At 59.5% G+C, this 18,517-nt stretch carries 19 protein-coding genes; 11 read left to right on the top strand and 8 right to left on the bottom strand.

Annotated features, from left to right (window positions below):
• The first annotated feature begins 46 nt into the window (after positions 1–46).
• Positions 47–1,087 carry a lipocalin-like domain-containing protein gene (locus ACSQ83_RS33280; RefSeq protein WP_436231038.1) on the top strand — a complete coding sequence of 347 codons (1,041 nt, stop codon included), beginning with the start codon at positions 47–49 and terminating at the stop codon, positions 1,085–1,087.
• A gap of 174 nt (positions 1,088–1,261) precedes the next feature.
• Here ACSQ83_RS33280 and ACSQ83_RS33275 read toward each other — a convergent pair whose 3' ends face one another.
• Positions 1,262–1,654: a DUF3597 domain-containing protein gene (locus ACSQ83_RS33275; RefSeq protein WP_414949858.1), complete on the bottom strand. Its 393-nt coding sequence runs from the start codon at positions 1,652–1,654 to the stop codon at positions 1,262–1,264.
• Between the two features lie 366 nt (positions 1,655–2,020).
• On the opposite strand from ACSQ83_RS33275, the gene ACSQ83_RS33270 reads away from it, so the two are divergent.
• The 3 genes from ACSQ83_RS33270 (at position 2,021) to maiA (ending at position 4,882) form a co-directional block, all read left to right on the top strand.
• On the top strand, positions 2,021–3,490 hold the full coding sequence (locus tag ACSQ83_RS33270) for an MATE family efflux transporter (protein WP_414949857.1): 1,470 nt from the start codon (positions 2,021–2,023) through the stop codon (positions 3,488–3,490).
• Positions 3,491–3,745: 255 nt separating this feature from the next.
• Positions 3,746–4,021 (top strand): hypothetical protein, encoded by a 276-nt coding sequence (locus ACSQ83_RS33265; RefSeq protein WP_414949855.1) that lies wholly within the window; start codon positions 3,746–3,748, stop codon positions 4,019–4,021.
• 198 nt (positions 4,022–4,219) lie between these two features.
• Positions 4,220–4,882: a maleylacetoacetate isomerase gene (gene maiA / locus ACSQ83_RS33260; RefSeq protein ID WP_436231033.1), complete on the top strand. Its 663-nt coding sequence runs from the start codon at positions 4,220–4,222 to the stop codon at positions 4,880–4,882.
• Positions 4,883–4,927: 45 nt separating this feature from the next.
• Here the strand turns inward: maiA and ACSQ83_RS33255 are convergent, their stop codons facing one another.
• Positions 4,928–6,292 (bottom strand): GntG family PLP-dependent aldolase, encoded by a 1,365-nt coding sequence (locus ACSQ83_RS33255; RefSeq protein ID WP_436231037.1) that lies wholly within the window; start codon positions 6,290–6,292, stop codon positions 4,928–4,930.
• Positions 6,293–6,325: 33 nt separating this feature from the next.
• Here ACSQ83_RS33255 and ACSQ83_RS33250 point away from each other — a divergent pair, with 33 nt between their 5' ends.
• Complete coding sequence (locus ACSQ83_RS33250) at positions 6,326–6,460, top strand: hypothetical protein (RefSeq protein WP_436231032.1); 135 nt, start codon at positions 6,326–6,328, stop codon at positions 6,458–6,460.
• 36 nt (positions 6,461–6,496) lie between these two features.
• Here ACSQ83_RS33250 and ACSQ83_RS33245 read toward each other — a convergent pair whose 3' ends face one another.
• Positions 6,497–7,417 carry a LysR substrate-binding domain-containing protein gene (locus tag ACSQ83_RS33245; RefSeq protein WP_436231031.1) on the bottom strand — a complete coding sequence of 307 codons (921 nt, stop codon included), beginning with the start codon at positions 7,415–7,417 and terminating at the stop codon, positions 6,497–6,499.
• Between the two features lie 138 nt (positions 7,418–7,555).
• Here ACSQ83_RS33245 and ACSQ83_RS33240 point away from each other — a divergent pair, with 138 nt between their 5' ends.
• The 5 genes from ACSQ83_RS33240 to ACSQ83_RS33220 all read left to right on the top strand — a co-directional run bounded on the left by ACSQ83_RS33240 (position 7,556) and on the right by ACSQ83_RS33220 (position 12,660).
• Positions 7,556–8,878: an NAD(P)/FAD-dependent oxidoreductase gene (locus ACSQ83_RS33240; protein WP_436231030.1), complete on the top strand. Its 1,323-nt coding sequence runs from the start codon at positions 7,556–7,558 to the stop codon at positions 8,876–8,878.
• A gap of 83 nt (positions 8,879–8,961) precedes the next feature.
• Positions 8,962–9,780 (top strand): substrate-binding periplasmic protein, encoded by an 819-nt coding sequence (locus ACSQ83_RS33235; protein WP_436231029.1) that lies wholly within the window; start codon positions 8,962–8,964, stop codon positions 9,778–9,780.
• A gap of 29 nt (positions 9,781–9,809) precedes the next feature.
• Positions 9,810–10,601, top strand: coding sequence for an amino acid ABC transporter permease (locus ACSQ83_RS33230; protein WP_436231028.1), 792 nt, complete (start codon positions 9,810–9,812; stop codon positions 10,599–10,601).
• A 19-nt stretch (positions 10,602–10,620) separates the two neighbouring features.
• Positions 10,621–11,961, top strand: a complete 1,341-nt coding sequence (locus ACSQ83_RS33225) for an NAD(P)/FAD-dependent oxidoreductase (protein ID WP_436231027.1) — start codon at positions 10,621–10,623, stop codon at positions 11,959–11,961.
• 15 nt (positions 11,962–11,976) lie between these two features.
• Positions 11,977–12,660: an SDR family NAD(P)-dependent oxidoreductase gene (locus tag ACSQ83_RS33220; RefSeq protein WP_436231026.1), complete on the top strand. Its 684-nt coding sequence runs from the start codon at positions 11,977–11,979 to the stop codon at positions 12,658–12,660.
• Positions 12,661–12,678: 18 nt separating this feature from the next.
• Here ACSQ83_RS33220 and ACSQ83_RS33215 read toward each other — a convergent pair whose 3' ends face one another.
• The 3 genes from ACSQ83_RS33215 to ACSQ83_RS33205 form a co-directional block, all read right to left on the bottom strand.
• Positions 12,679–13,260: a histidine phosphatase family protein gene (locus ACSQ83_RS33215; RefSeq protein WP_436231025.1), complete on the bottom strand. Its 582-nt coding sequence runs from the start codon at positions 13,258–13,260 to the stop codon at positions 12,679–12,681.
• A 181-nt stretch (positions 13,261–13,441) separates the two neighbouring features.
• The gene (locus ACSQ83_RS33210) at positions 13,442–14,692 is read right to left on the bottom strand and encodes an NAD(P)/FAD-dependent oxidoreductase (protein ID WP_414949841.1); all 1,251 of its coding nucleotides are present in this window, start codon (positions 14,690–14,692) and stop codon (positions 13,442–13,444) included.
• Positions 14,693–14,889: 197 nt separating this feature from the next.
• Positions 14,890–15,660: an SDR family NAD(P)-dependent oxidoreductase gene (locus ACSQ83_RS33205; RefSeq protein WP_414949840.1), complete on the bottom strand. Its 771-nt coding sequence runs from the start codon at positions 15,658–15,660 to the stop codon at positions 14,890–14,892.
• A 143-nt stretch (positions 15,661–15,803) separates the two neighbouring features.
• Here ACSQ83_RS33205 and ACSQ83_RS33200 point away from each other — a divergent pair, with 143 nt between their 5' ends.
• Positions 15,804–16,415 (top strand): TetR/AcrR family transcriptional regulator, encoded by a 612-nt coding sequence (locus ACSQ83_RS33200; protein ID WP_436231024.1) that lies wholly within the window; start codon positions 15,804–15,806, stop codon positions 16,413–16,415.
• 489 nt (positions 16,416–16,904) lie between these two features.
• Here ACSQ83_RS33200 and ACSQ83_RS33195 read toward each other — a convergent pair whose 3' ends face one another.
• Both ACSQ83_RS33195 and ACSQ83_RS33190 read right to left on the bottom strand, forming a co-directional pair.
• A complete protein-coding gene (locus ACSQ83_RS33195; RefSeq protein ID WP_414949838.1) occupies positions 16,905–17,564 on the bottom strand; it encodes a methyltransferase family protein in 660 nt (219 codons plus the stop codon).
• A gap of 45 nt (positions 17,565–17,609) precedes the next feature.
• Entirely contained in the window at positions 17,610–18,407 is a 798-nt protein-coding gene (locus ACSQ83_RS33190; protein ID WP_436231023.1) for a PhzF family phenazine biosynthesis protein, read from the bottom strand.
• Between the last annotated feature and the right edge of the window lie 110 nt (positions 18,408–18,517).

The following is an 18,517-nucleotide window of genomic DNA, read 5'->3' as shown; positions in this document are numbered from 1 at the left end:
ATACGCCTTGATCGCAGGTGCTTGCTGCGTGTTCAGCACGCCTTCCATGGCGATGGAATTCGCCACAGTCACCGAAAATCATCCGCTTGTCTTCCCGCAAGACACGGGCGCGCATCCGGCCTTTCGCACTGAGTGGTGGTACGCAACGGGTTGGCTCAATCAACCGGACGGCAAACCGCTTGGTTTCCAGATCACGTTCTTTCGCTCGGCCACGGGACACGATCCCGCTGACCCGAGTGCGTTCGCGCCGTCGCAGTTGATCATCGCTCATGCGGCGCTTAGTGATCCTTCATTGGGTCGGCTCGTTCACGATCAGAAGATTGCGCGTCAGGGCTTTGGCCTCGCTTATGCGAAGACCGATAACACCGATGTCAAGCTCGACGCCTGGCAACTCGTGCGCGCAGCCGATGGTCACTACACCGTCACGGTGAATGCCGCCGATTTCACGCTGGACCTGTCGCTCATGCCAACTCAGGCACCGCTGCTGCAGGGCGACAAAGGTTACTCGCGCAAAGGTCCGCTGGCGGCGCAAGCGAGTTACTACTACAGCGAGCCGCAACTGCGCGTGAGCGGCAAGGTCACGCGCGCTTCCAACACGAACGGCAAGGCCGGGCTGAGCACGGCAGTGACCGGATCGGCGTGGCTGGATCACGAATGGTCGAGCACGGTACTTAGCAGCGATGCCACGGGATGGGATTGGCTAGGCGCCAATTTATCGGACGGATCGGCACTGATGGCTTTCAAGGTGCGCGGACAAAACGGCGGAGCAGTCTGGTCACACGCAACGCTTCGCGATGCAAGCGGGCACGTGACTGCATTCGAAGGGGACCAAGTCGACTTCACGCCGCGCAAGACGTGGCGCTCGCCTCGCACGGGTACGTCTTACCCGGTATCGGAGACGGTCAGGACTGGCGCGCTTACGTGGCAGCTCGATCCATTGATGGAAGATCAGGAGCTCGACTCCAGCCAGTCGACTGGCGCGGTGTATTGGGAGGGAGCGGTACGAGTGAGTCGTGACGGTAAAGCCTTAGGTCACGGTTATCTGGAATTGACGGGATATGGGAAGGCGCTGAAGCTGGAACGATAACCACGCTCATCGCATAGCGCAGTTTTTTAAAAAACATGTGACAAGGTCATGACGTTACGCAGACTTTAACAGTCTGCGTAATACCGCTGGCACGTCTGATTACCTCGCGAAACATCAACTCTTCGCACAGGCGTGCCAGCGGTCGCCGCGAAGGCGACGCAAACGCACCGGAGCTTAGCCCTTCAAGCTGTCCGGCACCTTCCCGCCATTGGCTGCAAGCTGTGCCATCACGGCTTTCTGCAACCAGATGTTCATCGATGCGGAGTCGTTAGTGTCGCCCGAATAATGCAACTCGCCAGCCAGCTCTTTGCGGGCAGAGAGGCTGCTGTCGAGGCCGAGCAACTTCATCAGGTCAACAATCGATGTCTTCCAGTTCAATTGCTCCGACGTATTCGCCTGCATGGCAGTCAGGACTGCTTCGACATCCACCGGCTCTGCTGCAGCCACGGCCGGTGCCGGAGCAGCGGCGGGCGCCGTGGTTGGGTCTGCTTCAGGCGCCACAGGTGCTGTCACAGCGGGGTGGCTTGAAGGGAAAATCTTGCTCAGGATCGTGCCAAAAATGCTCATGATATTTATCCCTTGGTCGACGAAGTTGAAGACGTTGTAAAGCGACGTTGTAAAGCGACGTTATAAAGCAGCGCGTTCGCTGCTTCGTGAAGTCGCCGTGCAAGACACGTTCCCGAAACATTCATGCTTTGTCGCAAGTCCGGCGCACGGCGTCCAGGGACATTGTAGGCGATCGATTGTCTCGAAAATGCCCTGACGTGGAGAAGCCGTAACACGAACAGGATACTGTTCCCGCAACGCACGTAGAACGCTGCATTCGTTTCCACTAAATGCATAACGTTGGACGATCATCCTTGCAGTCCGGGAAACGAAGTTCATTCATGCGATCATTCGCTCACTGCAGTCGCCTCCTCCATTCGCCAACCCATGACAACAAAACGCCAGGTTGACTCCGCTCGCTTCGTACACGGCTCGACCTTGCGGCATGTCGTGGTCATGGCAGGAACCGGGGCGATCGGATTGATGGCCGTGTTCGCGGTCGACCTGGCCAATCTTTTTTATGTATCGCTGCTGGGCGATACATCGGTGGCTGCGGCCGTCGGGTTCGCCGGGACCATCAACTTCTTTCACACCGCCATTTCCATCGGCATGACCATCGGTGTCAGCGCGACAGTCGCGCGGCTGCTCGGTGCGGGACAGCGGACTAAAGCGCGGCAAGTGGCGTCGGCGAGTCTCGTGCTGATGATTGTCATCACGCTCGTACTGAGCGCCCTCACGCTGCTCTTTCTCGACCCGATCCTCAACGCGCTCGGCGCGGCCGGCGAAACGCGCGTGCTGACGCGCAGCTTCCTGTTGATCACCGCGCCCACGTACGTGTTCCTCGCTATCGGCATGTGCACGGCCGCCCTGATGCGTTCTGTCGGCGATGCCCACCGGGCAATGAGCGTCACGCTGACCGCAGCCGTCGTGACCGCGATCCTTGACCCTATCCTGATCTTCGGTTTCCATCTCGGGCTGACGGGCGCGGCCATATCGAACGATATTGCGCGTGTCGCGCTCGCGCTCGTTGGCCTCTATGGCGCGACCCGGGTCAACGACCTCATTGCCCGCGTCCGCTTTGCACGCTTGTGGTCCAACAGCCAGCCGGTCATGAAGGTGGCCCTCCCCGCCGTGCTGACCAACCTCGCCACGCCTGTCGCCAGTGCATACGTAACGCATGCAATGGCCAGTTTTGGTGCTGCCGCCGTGGCGGGGCAAGCGACTATCGACCGCATCACGCCTGTGGCCTTCGCGGTGATCTATGCGCTGACCGGCGCGGTCGGTCCGATCATCGCGCAGAACCTTGGAGCAGGCCGAGCGGACCGGATTCGCGAAACGGTTCGCAACAGCCTGGTGTTCGTACTGCTGACGGTCGTGGTTGCGTGGATCGTGCTGGCGCTCGCTCAGGGTGGCCTGATCCGCGCGTTCTCGGCTCGCGGCGACACCGCCGTCATCATCACGGCATTCTGTTCGTGGCTGGTCGCGAGCTATGCGTTCGTCGGTTGCCAGTTCGTGGCGAATGCGACCTTCAACAATCTTGATCGGCCGTTGTTATCGACGCTGTTCAACTGGGGGCGTGCGACCATCGGCACGGTGCCGTTTGTTGCGGCCGGGATGCGCCATGGACCGGTCGGCGTAATGATCGGACAGGCCGCCGGTAATGCAATTTTCGGCACGATGGCCATGCTGGTTGCGTATATCGTGGTCAAGCGTTTGCCAATGGGCGATTGCGCCGCGCTGGCGAGTAAAGGCAGCAACCAGCTTGAGCAGTCGTCGGTTAATGTCCCTGCCGCGGCCGTGGGAAATACCATGGCGCCGGACGTGGAGTTAAAGGAACTGCCCGTGCAAGGTAGCTAGAGGCGCTTAGACCCTTGTTAAACGCTCTGCCGCTAAGCCTTCTCTTATTGGCGTTATCACGACCTATTTTCTTTAGCGAATTCCGCTAAGTTCAGTGCGCCTGATTGTTCGATTTGTGTGGATTAACAATTCCCCTCTATCGGTACAATATTTCGATAGTCCGCGCATATACTCCATTCCATCGACGCAGCGCACCAAACAGCAAGACCGCTGCGTAGCCCATGAATGAAGTACTAATATGCATCGGAGCACATCATGAACAAGACCCTTATTGCATCGTTGTTAGTCGCCGTATCTGCCGCCTTTGCAGCACCCGCGTTTGCCAGCAGCGGTTATGGCCCGGCGCCTTCGTACAACCCGCAAGTCGGCGCACCGTCTTCGCAACGTGGCCAAAGCGCGCAGACCATCGCAGCAGAAAGTGCGGCGAATAACCCTGACGCAAGGGCTTATGGCGGCGTGCGTAGCACCACGACACAATCCGGTGAACGGGATCAAGCCAACAACACACGTTCGCTCTTCTCGCATAACTGATCGAGGTTGAAGTTTAAAACGTGGCAGGAAGCCGATGCCCGGCGAACTCAGGTTCGCCGGGCATCGGTGTTTGTGGAGATGACGGATCTTGCTGACATGCAAGATGTGGACGCAGGCTATAGCACTTTGATGCATAGTTAATAGATGACGACTTAACCAACGTGTCGCCGTTTCCGTCCACCAAGAAGGAAGATCCTCATGTCAGAGCAAGCGCAATTCGAACTCTTTGCATTCTGGCGCTCGTCCGCCGCGTTTCGCGTACGTGTCGCCCTAAGTTTGAAGGGCCTGAGCGCGCACGAACAAAACATCGACCTCGACGCAGGCGAACAACGCAGCGCCGAATTCCTGAAGATCAGTCCGCTAGGATCCATTCCCGCGCTGGTTTCCGAAGGGCACGAACCGCTGACGCAATCGCTCGCCATCATTGAATTCCTCGACGAATTGCAGCCGTCGCCGCCTTTGTTGCCAACCGATCTGTACGGTCGTGCACGCGTGCGCTCCATTGCGTCCATGTGTGCCGCCGATACCCATCCGATGGTCGTGCCGCGCGTGAAAAAGTATCTTCAGACAACGGGCGGATTCGACGATGCCGCGTGGCGCGCATGGCAAATCAAGTGGCTCGGCACGGGCCTGGCCGCCGTTGAGGAGCGTCTGGCGGGCGCGCCGGAAACAGGCAAGTACTGTCACGGCGATGAACCCACCATGGCGGATATTTGCCTCGCAAGCATTGTTGCGGTGACGCGCGTGTTCAAGATCGTCATCCCCGATGTGCCGACTATCGACCGCATCATGGCTGCATGTGACGAGCATCCGGCATTCATGAAGGCCGATCCCAGGCGGCAAGCCGGAGCGCCAACGTAACTGGTAAATAGCAAGCAGCGGTGACCGAGGGCTGTCGCTGCTCCTTTAATACCCCGCGCCGCGCGTTGCCGTTTGTCCGGCCAATGCACCAGCCTTGTCCGCATACGCTTCGGCCACGGACGCAATGATCCCGATAGCTTCCTGAACCTGCGATTTCGAAATGTTCAGATACGGAATTGCGCGCACGCCATCGGTACCGGAGGGCAGCACATACAGGCCCTTCTCGTATAAGCGCTCGACAAACTCACCCGCAGGCAAGGACGTCACGGCGAACCTGACGATGTTCGTCTCGACCGTCTTCACATCGATCTCGATACCAGGCAGCGAAGCAATACCTTCTGCGAGCAGACGAGCGTTTTCATGATCTTCGATCAGTCGCGCCCGGTTGTTTTGCAACGCATAAAGCGCACCGGCCGCGATGATCCCTGCCTGTCTGAAACCACCGCCAATCTGCTGCTTGAAGCGCCTCGCGCGCGTGATGAATTCGCGCGATCCCGCGAGCGCCGATCCAACAGGCGCACCCAGTCCCTTGGAAAAACACACGCTGACGCTGTCGAAGTGCCGGGCGTACTCGCTCTCCGCAATTCCTGTCGCGGCCGTGGCATGCCAAAGCCGAGCGCCGTCCAGATGCCGCTTCACGCCGCGCTCGCGGCCTGCATCGCACACGGCCTTGAGTTGTTCCAGCGGCCACACTTTGCCGCCGCCAATGTTGTGCGTGTTCTCGAGACACAGCAGCCGGACGGGAGCGGGAATGGTTGCCGGAAAGAACCGGTGGGGCACGCCAATAGCCGCTTCCACGTCGCTTGCATTGAAGATGCCGCGCACGCCGGGTAACAAGCGTGGCAACACGCCGGCATACGCCGCAGGCGCCCCGCCTTCGAGTATGTAGACATGGGCGTTTTGATCGAAGAGCACGGCATTGCCAGGCTCGGTATGCGCGCGGATAGCCACCTGGTTCGTCATGGTGCCCGTCACCATGTAGACCGCGTCTTCCTTGCCTAGCAGATCCGCGGCGCGCGGCAGTTGCGCACGCGTCACGCCCTGGCCGTGCCGCGTCATGAGTTGGCGCAGAGCATGAATCAGGCGCGATGCCTTTTCGAGTTGCGATGCGTCGGAAGACTCGGAGCACACGTGCGCGGCATACAGCGCCTGCAATGTGTCGGGGTCGTCAATGACCGTTTCCGCGAAGAACGGCAAGCCGCTCGCGCTAACCGGCTCAATGTCCGCCAATACCATGGCGGCCACCTCGGACGAAAAGTAGATCATCCGATAATCCCAGCCGGCTTCGGTCGCGCCCCTGCCCTCGTGGAGCTGGCCCGGATTGATCACGCAGATGGTTCCTACCGGTAGGATCAGCCGCTCCTTGCCGCCGCGCGTGTAGGCCTGCCCACCGCGTTCAATGAAACCGATCGCATATTCGTCGTGTGCATGAGGCGGGAATTGATGCGCCCGATAAGCCGCCGCAACAATTCGGCATTCGCCAGCGCCGGCTCGCGCCAGATCCTCGCCCGGTTCGCGAGCGGGCTAAACGTATTGAGCGCGGATGAAAAAGCAATGGGCGAAGGCATGGTCGATTGAAGCGCCGGATGCATGGCACTAAACGGGAAAATCAATCTAGCAGAAAAGATCCGGGGTCGCACGCAAGCGCGCCGCCTCAATGTCCATCGTTTCGTTGGTCAGATCCAGAAAAGCCTTCACCAGCGGGTTCGGATGCTGTAACTGAGGGCAAACCGTGAAGCCGCGAAACATCACTTCTGGCGCGAACGGCCGGAACACAATGCGCGCGGGATTGGTATCGGATGTGGCCAGCGGATTCACCACGCCCACACCCAGGCCACGCGCGACCATCGCGCAAATAGTGGCGCCGTAAGGCGTTTCGATGACCGGCGCCTGGTTCACGCCGGCTTGCCGCAACGCGCGGTCGAGCGACGAGCGGGTGTCGTCGGCATAGGACGGCAGGATGAGCGCCTGATCCCTCAAGTCACGCGCATGAATGCGCTTGCGCGCAGTGAGCGGATGCTGCGCGGGCAGCGCGCAAACACCCGCTAGCCGATACAACGCCGCGCTGGTCACGCCGAACGCATCGGGCGTTGTCGTAGCAAAACCAACATCGCAATACGCCGACGATGCCCAGCGCTGGATCGTTCCCTCGCTGCGCATTTCCAGCGACACCGCTATACGCGGATACCCCGCAAGAAAGCGCTCGATCACAAGGGGTACGAACGATAGTGCCAGCACCGGCGGCGCAACCAGCCGCAACCGGCCGCTGCCGAACTGGCGGATTTCCCGCGCTGAATGACCGAGCTTTTCGAGTCCCACGAAACTCCGATCGACCTCGCGATAGAAAGCCGTGCCTGCATCGGTGGCCTGGATTCGGCCGCCGTTGCGGGTGAAAAGCGCGAGTCCCGTCGACGCCTCCAGCTCCGCAATCAAGCGGCTGACGCTAGGTTGCGACGTACCAAGTTCTTCGGCCGCTGCGGTCATCGATCCCCGCAGCATCACCAGCCTGAACGCTTCAATTTGCCTCTGATTCATGTGTGTCTATTCCCGGTTTTGCCCACGCCACCTGGAAGCTTGTCATATCAAAAATGAATAGAAGACCTTTTTGGCCGTATTTGACCGGATGGCGGAAGCGCTTCTAGACTGGTTGCAATTAGTCACTCACAGCAAACCATGCGAGCCGACGCCCTGCTTTTCCACGATGACTTTCGCATCGCCCCGTATTGGTGGGACGCCGCGCCGCCCGAAACGTCGCGCGTCGCGCTGCCGTCAAGCGTGGATCTGGTGATCGTGGGAAGCGGCTATTGCGGGTTATCGGCTGCTGCGGAAGCGGCGCGGCACGGGCAATCCGTCGCGGTGCTGGATGCCGCCGAGATCGGCGCGGGCGGCAGCACGCGCAGCGGCGGCATGGTGTCGAGCGGGCAAAAACTGGCGCTGACCAACGCCATTCGCGGGGTATCGGCGGAAAGGCTTGGGCGCTTGATGGCGGAATCCTCGGCGAGTTTCGACTATCTCAAGCACCTGATAACCAGCGAGTCGCTCGACGCCGACCTGCAGATAACCGGCCGTTTTTTTGGTGCGTTCACGCCCAGGCACTTCGAGCGCCTGCGTCTGCAAGGTGAACTGCTGCGCGAGAAAACCGGCGTGACGGTTCACGTGATCACGCGTGCGGAGCAACGCGCCGTGGTGGGATCGGACTACTACTACGGCGGCATTCTCGTGGATGAATACGGCGGCCTGCATACGGCGAAATATCATCGTGCGCTACGCGAGCTTGCGCGGCGATGCGGCGCAAGCCTGCATTCACACGCTGCCGTGGAACGGATTGAACGGACCGGCGAACGCTTTGCTGTCCACACAGCGCGCGGCAAGATTGATGCGAAGCAAGTGCTGGTCGCGACCAACGGTTATACCGGGCACCTGTTGCCCTTTTTCTCGCGTCGCGTGCTGCCGGTGGCGAGTTATCAGATCGCTACTGAACCGTTGCCGCCAGGCCTCATGGATGTCTTGAATCCAGGCCGCCGCATGATTAGCGACTCGAAGCGCAACTTGTTCTATACGCGTCCTTCTCCCGACGGCACGCGCATGTTGTTCGGCTCGCGGCCATCGTTTCGTGAAGTAGGTGAACGCGAAGCCGCGCGAATCCTGCACAAGAAAATGGTGCAACTCTGGCCCGCGTTGCGCGACGTGCGAATCACGCACGCATGGAAGGGTTACGTTGCGATGACCGGCGACAAGCTCGCGCATATCGGCGAGCGCGATGGCGTGTTTTACGCACTCGGCTGCAACGGCAACGGCGTCGCGTTGATGAGTTACCTCGGGCAGCGCATTGCAAGAACACTGCTACGTCTCGATGCCGCGCCCGGCGCATTCGGCGAAGGTTCGTTCCCGCTGAGTCCGGGCGGCATGGCGCGCAACTTGAGCGTGCCGGTGGGCGCCGTGCTGTATCAACTCGACGATTGCTGGAACGGACGCGTGCGCGGCGCGTTGTCCTGACGTTCGTGTTTCAGGCTTGGTAGTGAGGCTGCATCGACCCATCGCATTTTCATTTCATCGCTGGTTTTCCCTGGAGCAACATCATGCGGTTTCGACATTTTCTCGGTCTTGTTTCTCTCGTCGCTTCCTTCTCGTTGATGGCCGCTACCAACGCCTATGCCGACGACGTCGGCACGTTAGCGCCAGGCAAGCTGATGGCCGGCGTGGATGCTAACAACAAGCCGTACTCCTACATCGATAACGGCAAGATGACCGGCTTCGACGTCGAGTTGCTGCGCGCGATTGGCGCGAAGCTCGGATTGAGCGTGGACTTCCGTGCGCAGGATTTCAGCGGCTTGCTGCCGAGTGTGTCGAACCAGCAGATCGATCTCGCCGCCGGATCGATCTCGATCACGACGGACCGTCTCAAGATGGTCGATTTCTCCGAGGGTTATCTCACTGGGCTGCTCAGCGTAACGACCTTGCCCGATAGCGCGATCACAAGTGACAAGGCGTCGGTCAAGGACAAGCGCATTGGCGTAGTGCAAGGTACGATTGAAGACACGTATTCGGATAGCTACTTGCCGGGCGCGCAGATCGTGCGGTTCCCTAACGTGAACGCGGGTTTCCTTTCCCTGCGCTCGAAATATATCGATGGCTTCTTCATCGATAAATCGCTCGTCGACGGTCTGCAAAGCAAGTACCCGCAGTTGAATCTTGCTGACAAGCTGGATATTTCCGCGATCAACCTGCCCGCAGGATTTCCGATACGCAAAGGCAACGCGAAGCTCGAAGCGGCGGTCAACAAGACGCTTAACGAGTTGGTGGCCGACGGCACCTGGATGAAGCTCTATACGCAGTTCCATCCTGGTTATCCGAAACCTGCCAGCCTGCCGCCCTACGTAATGAAAACCGGTAGCTGAATTTTTGCCGACATGATTCGGAGAGCGCCATGAATGCATTCCTGCAGAACTTCCTCGACTGGCAGTTGCTCACGGGATCGCTGCCTTCGCTGCTCGAAACCGGGCTCGTGAATACGCTCGTGCTGTCACTGTTCTCGACCTTGCTCGGGATCATCGCGGGCATGGTTCTGGCGCTGATGGCGGTGTCGCATATGCGCTGGCTCGAAGTGCCTGCGCGAGTGTTCGTGGAGGTCTTTCGCGGTCTGCCGGCGGCGCTCGTGATCCTGCTCGTCGGGCAAGGACTGGCGCCGGTCGGGCTCGCGGTGTTCGGACCGAACCCGTACCCGCTTGCCATCGTGGCGCTCGGATTGATTTCTTCGGCGTATATAGCCGAGATATTTCGTTCGGGCATTCAGAGCGTGGGCAAAGGGCAACTCTCCGCGTGTCAGGCGCTCGGCATGACGTACTGGACTGCCATGCGTCACGTGGTGGTGCCGCAAGGTATCCGGCGCATTTTGCCCGCGCTGGCTAACCAGTTCATATCGATCGTAAAGGACTCAAGCCTCGTTTATTTTCTCGGTCTTCTGACTTCGCAACGGGACTTGTTCACGATCGGGCAGAACACCTCGGTGAACACGGCCAATCTGTCTCCACTGGTTGCCGCCGGGTTCGTCTACTTGTTGATTACCGTGCCGCTCACGCACGCGATCAATCACATTGACCGCTGGACCAACCGGCATTCGAATCCGCGATACGGCACAAGTACGGCCACCACGCGCAAGCAACTCAAGCGTCAAGCGGCCGCAGCCGCACGCACGGGCATGGCCGAACAACACAACTAAAGGCGGGAAAAACCACTTTATGGGACCACCAGTCGAGACCGTCACCAACGACACCACCCTGCCGGACGAAGTGGATGTCGTGGTGGTCGGTGGCGGGATTATTGGCGTCAGTACGGCGTTGTATCTAAGCGATAAAGGCCTGCGCGTCGCCGTATGCGAGAAGGGATACATAGCAGGCGAACAATCCAGCCGCAACTGGGGTTGGGTGCGGGTCACGCATCGCGACATGCGCGAGTTCGAACTAAGCATAGAAAGTCTGAAGCTGTGGCGCACGCTTGATCAAACGCTTGGCATCGATACCGGCTTCAAGCAATGCGGCATCCTGTACATGGCTAACGACGACGCGAAGATGGAAGGGCATCGCGAATGGCTTGAAAAGGCGCGGGCCGTGGCCGGCAACGATGCGTTCGACACGCGTGAAGTCGATCCGAAGACCGTGGCCGATTTGCTGCCGGGTGCAGCGAAATCTTTCAAGGGCGGCCTGTACACGCCCGGCGATGGCCGCGCGGAACCGCAGAAAGCCGCGCCGGCAATAGCCAATGCACTGCGCAAACGCGGCGTGAAAATCCTCACTCCCTGCGCGGTGCGCGGCGTGGAAACAAGCGCTGGACGCGTCAGCGCGGTGGTCACCGAGCTAGGAACGATCCGCTGCAACAGCGTGGTGGTTGCGGGCGGCGCGTGGTCACGGCTCTTCTGCGGGAATCTGGACGTCAACGTGCCGCAGTTGATGGTGAAGGCTTCCGTGTTGCGGACATCCCCTATTGAAGGCGGCCCAGCGGTCAGTGCCAGCAACAAGGAATTCGCATTCCGCAAGCGCGCGGACGGCGGTTATACGATTGCATTCGGCTTTCGCACTTACACGGATATCACGCCTGACAGCTTCCGTTTGCTTCCCCAATATATCCCCGCACTCAAGAGTCAGATGGGCGCGTTGCGGGTCGGACTAGGCGCGCGTTTCTTCGATGAACTGCGTCGACCGCGTCATTGGGCACTCGATCAACGGACGGCCTTTGAGGACGTTCGCACGCTCGATCCCGAGCCGATTACCGCTTATACCGATGCCGGCCTGCGTGAGTTCGTGAAGGTCTTTCCGCACATGAGCGGTGCGCGCATTGCGCAGCGTTGGGCGGGTCTCATGGACGTGACGCCGGATGCCATTCCCGTGATATCGAGCGTTGAAAGCGTACCGGGGTTGTTCATCGGCACAGGGTTTTCAGGGCATGGATTCGGCATAGGTCCGGCTGCGGGAAAACTCATGGCGGATCTGGTCACCAACGACACACCGCTAGTCGATCCACACATGTTCCGGCTAAGCCGTTTTAGTGACGGGACGAAGATTGTTATCGATGCAGGCTTTTAAGCAAGGACCTGGACCATGGATAAGGTAGCGATGATTTCCGGCGCGAATCGCGGCATAGGCCTGGCGGTGGCGACGGAATTGCATCGGCGCGGTTATCGGCTGTCATTGGGCATGCGTGACCCTTCCTCGTCGCACATCCCCTTCGATGCATTCACGTTCGCGTATGAAGCACGCGATCCGCTAAGCGGGCAACGTTGGGTGGACGCGACTGTCGAGCATTTTGGCCGCATCGATGTGCTGATCAACAACGCAGGAATCTGCACGCACATCACGCTTGAGGACGGCACGAGTGAACAGCTTGAAGAGACACTCGACATCAACGTGAAGGCGCCCTTCCGCCTCATCCAGGCCGCGTTGCCGCATCTGCGCAAACCCGGCGACGCACGCGTCGTGCAGATTGCATCGCTATCGGGCAAGCGCGTGAAAAACCTGAACGCGGGTTACCAGATGTCGAAACATGCGGTGATCGCGTTGAATCATGCCGTGCGGCGAGCCGGTTGGGATGACGGTATCCGCGCGACCGCGATCTGCCCCGGCTTCGTGAATACCGACATGGCAGCGGGCATAGCCGACCTGGAACCCCAGGCGATGACCCAGCCTGAGGATCTGGCCTTACTGATTGCGAACACCATTGCGATGCCGAATACGGCGAGCGTCGCGGAGATCCTCGTGAATTGCCGGCACGAGGACTTGTTCTAGCCGCTGGACAGCCCTGCGTTACGATAGCGGATAACGCACGTTCCATTGCTTGAGCGCCCTGCTTTCGCGATCGAAACCAAGCACGCTGACTGACGCGGTATCGAGTAGCAAATGTGCGCCTAGCGCCGCTGAATCGTTCATCCAGCAAGCGCCCAGAACGCGCAGAAAATGGGCGTGCGAGAACAGCGCAATGCGCCCTTTCGTGGCAAGCAGCCGCTCGATCAGAGACTCGGCGCGCGCCTGGATATCATTTACGTTTTCGCCTTCAGGTATTGGCGATGTCCACACGGCCCAGTCCGGATCCTCAGCGCGGATATCGTGCGTCTTGCGGCCTTCATAGATACCGTAGTTCCATTCGCTCAGGCGCGGCTCTACTTCGGCTTGAGCACCAAGACCTGCCTCGGCGCAGGTGTCGCGAGCACGGGACATCGGGCTGCATAGCACGAGGTCAAAGGGTTGCGCCGCGAGTACCGGCCGCAGAGAACGCGCCTGTTCGCGCCCGTGTTCCGTCAGTGGAATATCGGTGCGGCCCGTGTGCTGACCAGACAGGCTCCATTCGGTTTCACCATGACGGATCAGCCAGATTTCAGGTTGATTCACGGGGTTTTCGGTAGCGGTAGCGTTCATTGGCGTAGGCAGGATGAGGGTCGGGATTCAACGTTCGGCTTACGTGGCTTGTGTTGCTTAAGCCGAAACGAGCGCGACACGCTTGGGGCGAAGCCCCAATTCTACGGGGCTATCGGCAAATTTTCAGAGCAGGTCCCGCTTGAGGCGGCCGCTTTCAAATCGATTCGAAACGGTCTGCCCTGAACGGCGTGACATCGACGAACGGTTCTTCTCCCGTCATCATGGACGCGATCAGCCGGCCCGTGACCGCACCCAGCGTCAAGCCGTGATGCGCGTGTCCGAATGCAAACCACATGGTCTTGTGACGCGGCGCGGGGCCAATGATCGGCATCATGTCGGGAGTACACGGACGCCGGCCCATCCACGGTTCGTCGTCAACCCGCTCGCCCAGCGGGAACAACGTACGCGCCATGGGCTCGGCGCGCATCAATTGCACAGGCGTCTTCGGCGCATCACGATCCGCCAGTTCAACGCCTGTTGTCAGTCGAATACCGCGTGCCATCGGCGCGATCAGGAAACCGTTATCCACATCCAGTACGGGATGGTTGAGCACCGTCCCCGGTTGCGGCGCGTAATGCATGTGATAACCACGCTTGACCGCCAACGGCAGCTTGTAGCCCAGCGCCGACGTCACGTCTTTAGCCCAGGGCCCTAACGCAATCACGGCCGTCGACGCACTGACCGGACCGTCTTGCGTCGTCACGCGCCAGCCGTCGCCTTCAGCTTCCAGCGAGGTTGCATCGCCAGTCAGGAAGCGTCCGCCCAGGCGCTCGAAGTAGGCCGCGTAACCTGCCACCAACGCGCCGGGGTCTGTCACCGACACCGCATCCGTGTAATGCAAACCGCCCACTAGCGAGCGGTCAAGATGCGGCTCGGCGAGTTGCAACTTCGCCGGATCGAGGAGCTTGTATTGCACACCATACTCGCGATGCCACCGCTCGGCGTCGCGCAATTCGTCATCTTGAGACTTAGGGCTGTGGAAGACCTTGATCCAGCCCGTCGGTCGCAACAACGACTCAACGCCGGCGTCGTGCGCGAGGATCTCGTGCTCGGTGACGCAATGTTCGATCAGGGTGGCGTACTGACGCGCGATGGCGGCATGGCGCGCGGGTTCGGAATTGCGCCAGTACGCCCAGAGAAAGGGCGCGAGCGCGGGCAATGCGTCGCGATGGTAATGAACGTCGATGGACGCGTTGCGCGCGTAGTGCATCAGCGTGCCGATGTCGCGCGGAAGCGCATAGGGATAGACGCCCTCGCGCTGCAACAATCCCGCGTTACCGAACGACGTTTCGAGTCCGGGATGCCTGCGGTCCACCAGCGCGACCGAGCGGCCGCGCTTTTGCAAATGAATGGCGATCGATACACCCACAATGCCAGCGCCCAGCACGACTGTGTCGAACTTCATGCGTCGAATCTCTCCTCTACGTCCAGTTTGTTCGCGGTGGTAAATGGTGAACGGGTATTCCCCACTCACCGTTCATCACCCCAGAAACTTCCAGACGTAGATCATACGCGCGCACTTAACAGGCTTTCGAAATAAGCGTTCATTTCGACGCATTGCCTTGGGGGCCTGGCTTCAGCTTCAGTATTAAACCTCGGCTTTTAGCGAAGCGCAGGAGCGCCCCATGGCGCGCCGATCGTGCCGCCGTCGACCACGATCTCGGCCGCCGTGATTCCAGATGCACCATCCGATGCAAGGAACGCCACGGCCGCCGCAACTTCTTCAGCGGCAGCGAAGCGCCCCATTGGAATAGCGTGCGACAACGCTTCTTCCGTGCCGTCGATCGTCGCGCCCGTCCGCGCACCGCGGGTCCAGATCGGCGTGCGGGTGCCGCCCGGGATCACGGTGTTCACGCGAATGCCGCGCTGCACAAGCTCGCCCGCGAACACCTTCGCCATGCCGGTGATACCTGCCTTGGATGCCGAATAAGCGGCTGTCCCCGCCCGGCCAAGCTCACGCATCACCGAGCCATTCAGGACGATCGATCCTCCCGCCGACATCAACGGCAGCGCCGCCTGAACCGTGAGAAACACGCCCGTCAGATTCGTACGTAGAATGGCCTCGAACGCTGCGGCAGTCGTGCCGCCCAATGGCGTTGGCCCTGAAATCCCCGCGTTGGCAAACACGATATCAAGCGAACCGTAAGCGTCGCCGACTTGCTTGATCACCGAATCGATTGCAGCGGGATCGTCCAGATCCGCCTGAATGCCGAGCGCGTTTGCACCCAGTGCCGACACTGCCTCGTCGAGCTTGGCGCGGTCGCGCCCCGTGATTGCCACGCGCGCCCCTTCGCTAATCAGCAGCCTCGCTGTCGCAAATCCGATACCGCTATTTCCGCCCGTAATCAGAGCAGTCTTGTTAGTGAATCGCATGGGTCCTTCTCCTATGTGATCGCCGCCCGGTAGCGGCTGAACGAATGCATCGCTTAGTTCGATGCCGCGCCAAACTGAATGTTGAACATAATCCACAAATTCAGTATTATCTTCATCATGCAGATTGTCAAGGGAGGATTGCGATGGGTTTTTCACGGGCACAGAAGGCGGAGAGCAGGCAACGGGTGCTCGACGTAGCGGCTCGCCAGATCCGCGAGCACGGTCTGGAAGCGCTGGGTGTCGCCGACTGCATGCGCAGTGCGGGGCTGACACACGGCGCGTTCTATGGGCATTTTTCATCGCGTGATGCATTGATCGTCGCCGCGCTGGAACAGGCAATGACGCGGGGAGAGACACGCGTGATGTCACGCGCGACCGAGGCGGCGGAACATGACAAGACCCCGTTCAAAGCGATCGCCGATGCCTACCTGCACCCGGCTCACGCGGAGAATCCCGGCACGGGATGCGCGCTATGTGCACTTGCCGGCGACGCCGTGCATGCAAACGCGGACGTGAAAGCGCTCTACACCACGTACTTGCGGCGGCTTGCGGATCAGTTGACGCAAGCAGCGCGGGGAGCGAACCAAAGCAAAAACGGAAATGAAGCGCTGGGACTCGGCGTGGCGGCCACGATTGTGGGTGCAATCACGTTGGCGCGCGCAGTGGACGACCCCGAACTGGCTCTGTCAATTCTCACCTCTGCGCATGCGCTCGTAATGACACAGGAGGCGCTACCCAGCGATGAACCGGCGTAAATGCAGGCGTATATAAATGCAGCATCAGTGGTTCTCAGAAAACTCACGTGCGCAGAATCGATGCAGCTGTTGCAATAACTCGGAGCCTTGCAAAGTCAGCCGCGGCATAGGCCGACCGTTCGTGCTCGCGTCGATGCTGACGAGGTGCTCATGCTCGAGACTCGCCACGTCGGAACACTGAGGTTCCACCTGTAACGGCGAGTGCTGGATCAAGAGCAGTGTCGACAACTCGTGAGGGCTGAGCATGTGAATCTCCTTGCATGAATGAATCGCAGCGGGTTGCGTTCATGCATCCTAGAGAGCCAAGTCGACAATCACGCTACAGCCATTTTTCACGGCGTTACACGGTTACATTCTCGCAATGAGCAAGCGCCCGCACAGGGCGCAATCGTTGTCGGCAGAAACTTCCCGTTGCAATTGCAAGGTCAACCGAATCGGGCTCGAATCTTTCATCGGGTAAGACAAGCTTTGCTAAAGGATTTGTTCTGCTTAGTAGAGTCCGGGAATCAGCCGCGACGTACGGGAACGGTAAGCATCGTATTCATCTCCAAACTGCGTGCGCAGCAGCGTTTCTTCAGAACGAATGCGCGCGACGAGCGGCACGATGGTAAGCACCGTCAGCACTATGCCGACGCCGGAACGAAACGCCAGCGCCCATCCGAGAGAATTGACGAGGAGGCCCAGATAGCTCGGATGTCGAATGACGCTATACATGCCGGTCGTAACTAACGCATGACCGGGCTGAATGGCAACGAGCCCGCTGAACCGGTGGCCAAGTACGAAAACCGGCCATATCCGCAACACGCCGCCAACGATGAACAAGATCACGCCAAGCCAGCGGAGGTTGTCACCATCGAGTGTCCAGAATTCATTGCGGTCCGTATAGGCCGGCAGATACGCTTGAAGGAGCCCAAGGATGATCAGTGCTGCGATAACCCAGCGGTTATCGCGATCCTCACGCTCGCCCGAGCTCAAGTTGACGCGGCTGAAGATCGTCACGCCCGACATCACGAGCGTCGCGATAGTCACAACAGTCAGCGCCGGATGCGAGAAGAAAGCAGCGAAGCCACCCCATCCAAGGACCGCGAGTCCGAGATAGAGCAGAATCCCGATCACGGTTGCAAAAGCGAGCTTGGGTGTAGGCATCATGGCTGTCTCTCGGGGTTGAACGCTCGTTCCAGTACAGGAGGTTAATCAGGAACCGACTGCAACGCGGCCGCCTACTCTTATCTTTCCATCGGTGCAAGCGGCGCGAATCACGCAAGGGTTATCCAGGTTGCGCCCTTGATACAGCGTTATATCCGCATTCAGCCCGACGCTCAGTGCGCCAGCGGCGACGCCGGTAGCTGCGTCTTCGAGCGTCACATCGAGATGATTGAAGTTGCGGCCCACGTACTTATTCTGACTTGCGCCCATTCGCGTATAAACGAAGCAACCATTGACGTCATTCGCTCGCCCCCACTCGGTGATGCCGTCCAGATCCGGGCGAAGGGAATACAGCACGTCTTCGTTAGCCACTTCGACGAGAAGCTTAGGGCTGCCTACAGAAGCCACCGCAGGCGACGACATGATCACAACCGGATTGCAGCTCAATAACCTTGCTGCATCGGCAATGGAAACGTTAGGGAAATCCGCCTGCTGTATATCGACCGATACGAAGATGGTATCGCCGGCTCTATCGAACGCCAGCGCTTGCTTTTTCATGCTCGACGTCAGCAACAAAACATCTTCATGCTGCCCGGTCTTCCAGATATGGTCAGCAGCAGCCAGCGACGCGTGAAGACACAAGGGGCTCCGTGCATGCGGGTAGTAAAAATCCAGCGTGAGCGGACCATCTGCGTCGATAAAAACACACGCGTGAGCATGTTGCTCGATGGTGAATTGTTGCCGGTCCTCTGAAGACCAGCCCGGGAGCTCAGGACCCGAGACGACCACCGCGTCGTTGCCATTCAGCGCCGTTGCTCCAAAGCATCTATATCGTTCTATGTTCATTGAATCACCTTGAGTGTCGGGTTGTCGTCATAGTACGGTCATGGTCAGGTCAAAGCCAAACACGCCCGTCATAAGCCTCAAGCACCTCATAAATTTCGACGTAATGCCGC

It is taken from the genome of Caballeronia sp. LjRoot29, assembly GCF_964252755.1.
Taxonomy (GTDB): Bacteria; Pseudomonadota; Gammaproteobacteria; order Burkholderiales; family Burkholderiaceae; genus Caballeronia.
The sequence above is the reverse complement of the archived record's forward strand: the minus strand, read 5'-3'. Positions and strand labels throughout refer to the sequence as shown.